Annotated in this window: 4 protein-coding genes; all 4 read left to right on the top strand. The window is 48.8% G+C overall.

Going from position 1 to position 3,896, the window contains the following annotated elements; all coding sequences use genetic code 11:
• Nucleotides 1–375: 1,6-anhydro-N-acetylmuramyl-L-alanine amidase AmpD (gene ampD, locus B3180_RS04620; RefSeq protein ID WP_286843302.1), on the top strand; the 375-nt coding region annotated here is incomplete at its 5' end.
• A 10-nt stretch (nt 376–385) separates the two neighbouring features.
• Entirely contained in the window at nt 386–1,210 is an 825-nt protein-coding gene (gene ampE, locus B3180_RS04615; RefSeq protein WP_273021692.1) for a beta-lactamase regulator AmpE, read from the top strand.
• An 85-nt stretch (nt 1,211–1,295) separates the two neighbouring features.
• Entirely contained in the window at nt 1,296–2,042 is a 747-nt protein-coding gene (gene pdhR, locus B3180_RS04610; RefSeq protein ID WP_222236454.1) for a pyruvate dehydrogenase complex transcriptional repressor PdhR, read from the top strand.
• 25 nt (nt 2,043–2,067) lie between these two features.
• The coding region (gene aceE / locus B3180_RS04605; RefSeq protein ID WP_286843299.1) for a pyruvate dehydrogenase (acetyl-transferring), homodimeric type at nt 2,068–3,896 on the top strand (1,829 nt) is incomplete at its 3' end.

Here is a 3,896-nt window from a genome sequence, read left to right as displayed (position 1 = left end):
CTGGAAACCGACGCACACCCGGACTTTTCTATACTGCAGGGACTTCGAGTGTCCGCGCATTGTGTTATCCGCCGCGACGGCACGCTGGAACAATACGTTCCTTTTGATAAGCGTGCGTGGCATGCTGGCCAGTCAAGGTATTGCGGGCGTCGGCGGTGCAACGATTTCAGTATAGGTATTGAACTCGAAGGAACCGATCACACCGCCTATACTGAACAACAGTATCAACAATTAATCCAGGTAACCGAGGCGCTTATCGCCACATACCCAAAATTAAACCGTCGTCGTATTGTCGGTCATCAGGATATCGCTCCGGGCCGCAAGACCGACCCGGGCAGTGAATTTGACTGGCAAACCTATTTAAATGCCCTATAAGGAGTCATGAATGGTCCTCATTGCGTTGCTGATAGCACTAAGCGTTGAGCGTTTGTACCACAGCCCTGCATTCTTGCACTGGGCTTTCTATATGGAACGTTGGCAACGTTGGAGCTCAGCCCGTCTGCAGGATGAAAAATGGGAGAGCGAGCCCTTACAGTTTGTGCGTTTGTTGATACCGGCAGTGGCTGTTGGCCTGTTGGTGGTGCTACTGGACAATCTGATGGTGACTTTTATTGTCAGTATTTTTGCGCTGCTGTTGGCTTTTAACTGTGAACCGGCCCGGCAAAACTACAAAGAATATTTAAAAGCAGCTAACAGAGGAGACGAGCCAAGTATTATTGAACATCAACAGGCTCTGACTGAATTTGCCGGGCGTCATCAGCCTCACCAAATTAGCGACTCTTTAATCTGGATCAATTACCGACAATATATTGCCGTGATGTTTTACTTCGTGTTGTTTGGCAGCTTTGGTGCCTTGGTTTATGCCACTCTGCGCTACGCTGAAACCCAGCAGCGCGAGGAAGAATCGGTTAGCCTCTGGCAGCAACTGTTGTGGTTTGCTGACTGGGTTCCGGTAAGGCTGGCAGCTTTTGGTTTATTGATAGTTGGTCACTTCTCACGGGCGCTTCCCGAGTGGTTGCAACAAAGCCTGAATCTACAGGCCGATCCGGATAAGCTTCTGTTTAACGTTGCCAGTAAAGCAGAAGACAACCCGCAGCACCCGGATGACCGAACCGAACATGCTGCCTGCCAGTTGCGCCTGATGCGCCGACAACAGATATTCTGGGTTTGTGCTATTGCCGTGCTGACATTGACAGGCTGGGTCAGCTAGAGGTAGTACCAGCTGAGAAAAATTTGGGCTCAGCCGTTAAATGATTTAGAATAACCGCATCTTTTGGTCTGACCAATTTACCGTTATGCCAGATTTACCCATAAAACAGACGAAGCTTTCCGACACTATTGTGGCGCATCTGGAACAGATGATCGTCGATGGTCGGCTTAGTGCCGGGCAAAAGCTGCCGGCAGAGCGTCAATTGGCTCAGCAATTTAATGTTTCACGCCCATCGCTGCGCGAAGCCATTCAAAAATTGGAAGCCAAAGGTGTGGTAGAACGTCGCCAGGGCGGTGGAACTTACGTTGTGAATAGCATCAATGAGCAACTAACAGAACCACTGTTTGAGCTCTTGGCCAAGCACCCTGAGTCGCAGTTTGATTTGCTTGAGTTTCGTCATGCGCTGGAGGGCATATCCTCCTTTTATGCTGCGTTAAGAGGAACCGATGCCGATCTGGATCGTATATCTGAGAGTATAAAAGGCTTAGGCCATAGCCAAAATAGCACTATCGATGAGCAGGTTAATGCCATCGTCGAGTTTTACCACCGTATTGCAGAAGCATCACACAATGTTATTTTGTTGCATGTCATTCAGGGCATGCAGGAATTATTGGCCGAGAATATTCGGCAGAACCTGGAAATATTAGCCGGTCGCGACGACCTGCTGGAAAAACTGAATCAACACCGGCAGCAACTGGTTAGCGCTATTGTTGCAGGTCAACCGGAGCAAGCGCGGGATGCGTGTCACCAACATTTGGCCTATATTGAACAGACATTGTTGGAATTAGGCAAAGAACAGTCACGTATTCAACGTTCGCTACGACGTTCCTGAATTGATAAAAAGGTAAGGAATAGCTATGAGTGAAGAATTAAACAAAGATGTCGATCAGCAGGAAACTCAGGAGTGGCTAGACGCTCTTGAAGGTGTGCTTGAGGCAGAAGGCCCGGAGCGCGCGCATTACCTGTTAGAACAACTGGTCGACAAAGCCCGTCGTAACGGTGCATATTTACCTTACAAGCCAACTACTGCGTATTTGAATACCATTCCGGCTAGTCAGGAACCAACCATGCCGGGCAACCAGACGCTGGAATCGCGGATTCGCTCAGCTATTCGCTGGAATGCTGCCATGATGGTGTTGCGGGCATCAAAAAAAGGCGAAGAGCTGGGCGGCCACCTTGCCAGTTTCGCTTCTTCTGCCATGTTGTACGATGTTGGTTTCAACCACTTCTTCCGCGCACCAAGTGAAGGTGACGGGGGAGACTTCCTGTTTATCCAGGGTCATGTGTCACCTGGTATTTACGGTCGCGCTTTCATTGAAGGACGCTTAACCGAAGAACAACTTAATAATTTCCGTCAGGAAGTGGATGGTAAAGGTCTACCTTCCTATCCGCATCCACATTTAATGCCTGACTTCTGGCAGTTCCCGACGGTTTCTATGGGCTTAGGTCCAATTCAGGCAATTTATTTAGCCCGCTTCCTGAAGTACCTGACTGACCGTGGTATTAAAGACTGCTCAAAACAGCGTGTTTATTGCTTCTTAGGCGACGGTGAAACCGATGAGCCGGAAAGCTTGGGGGCTATTGGTCTGGCCGCTCGTGAAGAACTCGACAACCTGACCTTTGTTATTAATTGTAACCTGCAGCGCTTAGACGGCCCGGTTCGCGGTAACGGTAAAATTATTCAAGAACTGGAAGGCAACTTCCACGGTGCTGGCTGGGAAGTGATTAAAGTTATCTGGGGCCGCTACTGGGATCCGCTGTTGTATCGTGATACCGAAGGTAAATTACAGCAGTTGATGGAAGAAACCGTTGACGGTGACTACCAGAACTTTAAAGCCAAAGGCGGTAAGTTCACGCGTGAGAACTTCTTTGGTAAGTACCCTGAAACTGAAGAAATGGTTGCCAACTTGTCAGACGAAGACATCTGGCGCTTAAACCGCGGTGGTCACGATCCGGTAAAAGTTTACTCGGCGTATCACAAAGCGGTGAACACCAAAGGTCGCCCACAGGTTATTTTAGCGAAAACCGTTAAAGGTTATGGCATGGGCGCTGCCGGTGAAGGTAAGAACATCGCGCACCAGGTTAAGAAAATGGATCTGGATGCGGTTAAGCATATGCGTGACCGTTTCAACATTCCGTTTAAAGACGACGAACTGGAAGACTTGCCGTACTACAAGTTTGAAGAAGACAGCGACGAAATGAAGTACCTGAACGAGCGTCGCGAAAAGCTTGGTGGCTATATGCCAGTACGAAACCCGGAAACGGATGTGGAACTGGAGTTGCCGGCATTGAAGGCGTTTGATGCGGTATTGAAAGGTTCAGGAGACCGGGAAATTTCATCGACTATGGCCTTTGTCCGTGTTTTAACAGCATTGTTGAAAGACAAGAAAATTGGCAAACGTATTGTGCCAATTATTCCGGACGAAGCCCGTACTTTTGGTATGGAAGGTCTGTTCCGTCAAGTGGGTATTTATTCTCACCATGGCCAGAAATACACACCACAAGATAAAGATCAGGTCGCCTATTATCGTGAAGACCAAAAAGGTCAGGTTATTCAGGAAGGCATTAACGAACTGGGTGCTATGGCGTCCTGGGTGGCAGCGGGTACCAGCTACTCGTTGAACAACGAACCCATGATTCCGTTCTACATTTATTACTCTATGTTCGGTTTCCAGCGCGTGGGCGA

Source organism: Idiomarina sp. UBA4206 (assembly GCF_002383015.1).
Lineage (GTDB): Bacteria > Pseudomonadota > Gammaproteobacteria > Enterobacterales > Alteromonadaceae > Idiomarina > Idiomarina abyssalis.
The sequence above is the reverse complement of the archived record's forward strand: the minus strand, read 5'-3'. Positions and strand labels throughout refer to the sequence as shown.

Bases quoted from the DNA above. Each gene is read 5' to 3' on its own strand.
- ampE (WP_273021692.1), top strand. From the start codon at position 386: ATGGTCCTCATTGCGTTGCTGATAGCACTAAGCGTTGAGCGTTTGTAC.
- pdhR (WP_222236454.1), top strand. From the start codon at position 1,296: ATGCCAGATTTACCCATAAAACAGACGAAGCTTTCCGACACTATTGTG.